This window comes from Rudaea sp. (assembly GCF_036383415.1).
Taxonomy (GTDB): Bacteria; Pseudomonadota; Gammaproteobacteria; order Xanthomonadales; family Rhodanobacteraceae; genus Rudaea.
This window is the reverse complement of record NZ_DASVOK010000120.1, coordinates 1-1,689: the sequence shown is the minus strand read 5'-3', so window position 1 is coordinate 1,689 and position 1,689 is coordinate 1. Positions and strand designations below refer to the sequence as shown.

The 1,689-nt window shown below is 66.2% G+C and carries 3 protein-coding genes; 1 reads left to right on the top strand and 2 read right to left on the bottom strand.

The features are described from left to right. Positions 1-40: 40 nt before the first annotated feature. Positions 41-469 (bottom strand): TfoX/Sxy family protein, encoded by a 429-nt coding sequence (locus VF497_RS04565; RefSeq protein ID WP_414706841.1) that lies wholly within the window; start codon positions 467-469, stop codon positions 41-43. 9 nt (positions 470-478) lie between these two features. Beyond that, a complete protein-coding gene (locus tag VF497_RS04560) occupies positions 479-970 on the bottom strand; it encodes a GAF domain-containing protein (protein WP_330886456.1) in 492 nt (163 codons plus the stop codon). Between the two features lie 102 nt (positions 971-1,072). Here VF497_RS04560 and VF497_RS04555 point away from each other — a divergent pair. After that, the coding region (locus VF497_RS04555; RefSeq protein WP_330886455.1) for a TMEM175 family protein at positions 1,073-1,689 on the top strand (617 nt) is incomplete at its 3' end.

The window sequence follows — 1,689 nt, the reverse complement described above, 5'->3', positions numbered from 1 at the left end:
GGCCTGATCTTCCCTTCTCCCCTCGGGAAGGGAAGAGAAACTATTCGAACCGGTTGGCCGGCCCGTCGGGCGACGCACTGCCTCGATCGTCGTCGAGAAAGCCCGATGAAGACGCATCGCCATCGTCACTCGAACCGCTGGCACCGGACGCACCCGCCGCGCTGCGGTCGGCCTGCTTCTGCCAGCGCGTCTTGATCGGATTGGCCGCTTCGGCCGCCTCGGCGCCGGCCAGCAACGCGGCCTTGCGTTCCTCCGGCAAGTCGGCCCAATGACAGTCGGCAAGCGCGCCTTCGAGCGCGTAGAGCAGGTTGAGGCTCGGCCGGAAACCCGCGCGCTTGACCTTCATGAACGCCTCGACCGCGCCGAGGCGCGTGAGATCGTCCTGCGTGCGCACGCCGACCTGACGCAGCCACGCGGCCGACTTGGGTCCGACGTTGCGGATCTTTCCCGGGGTTTCTTTGGCAGCCATCGTCGTTTCCTATTCGGCGCGCAGCGATTGCAGAAAAATGGCAGCCAACCGCTCCATGCCGACGCGATCGTCCTCGTCGAAGCGCGCGAGCTCCGGACTGTCGACATCGAACACGCCGAGCAGATTGCCGTCGACCACGAGCGGCACGACGATTTCCGAGCGCGATGCCGCATCGCAGGCGATGTGGCCGGGGAACGCATGCACATCAAGCACAACCTGGGTCTGTCGCGTCGAGGCGGCCGCGCCGCACACGCCCTTGTCGAGCGCGATGCGCACGCAGGCCGGCTGACCCTGGAACGGGCCGACGACGAGTTCCGTGCCGTCGAAGAAATAGAACCCGGCCCAGTTGAGGCCGGGCAAGGCGTTGTACACGAGCGCGGCGAAGTTGGCCGCGTTGGCGATGCGGTCGCGTTCGCCGTGCAGCAGGCCACGCGCCTGCTCGGCGAGTTCGGCGTACTGTTCGGGCTTGCTGTCGGACTGAAGTGCAGCGGCGGTGAACATGATTCGTCCGCGGAAGGAATTCCCGCATTCTACTCCAGCGCGGTCTTTGCTTCGCGTACGCCAGCACCTATGCTTCGCGTTCGCACCCGAAAAGCCCGATCAATGGCGAATGACCTCAGCCGCGTGATGCAGATCCGACGCCATCAGCCGACGCGGCTCGAAGGCTTTGTCGACGCCTCGTTCGCATTCGCAGTCACTCTCGTCATCATCTCGATCGGCCACGTGCCGGCCTCGGTCGACGAAATGCTGACCGCGCTGCGCGGCCTGCCCACGTTCGCGGTCTGCTTCCTGCTGATCGCACGCATCTGGCTCTCGCATCGCGAATGGAGCCGCTGCTACGACCTCGAGGATTCGACCGGCGTGAGCCTGAGCCTGCTGCTCGTCTTCATCGTGCTGATCTACGTCTATCCGTTGCGCATGCTGTTCGCGCAGATGTTCATGGGCTTCAGCGGCGGCGGCTTGAGCGACGGCTCGGTCAGGCAGCTCGCCACGGTCGAGGAACTGCGCGCGGCCTACCTCGTGTTCGGCCTTGGCTTCGCCGCAATCTCGGCGGTGTTCGTGCTGCTGTTCCGCCACGCGCTGCGCCATGCCGATGCCATCGGCCTCGCGCCTGCGGAGCGCGCCTACACGCGCATGAAGATCGGCACTTGGGCCACGCAGGCCGCACTGGCACTGGCGTCGATCGCCCTCGCTTGCTGCCTGCCGGCGCTCGTGCGCGC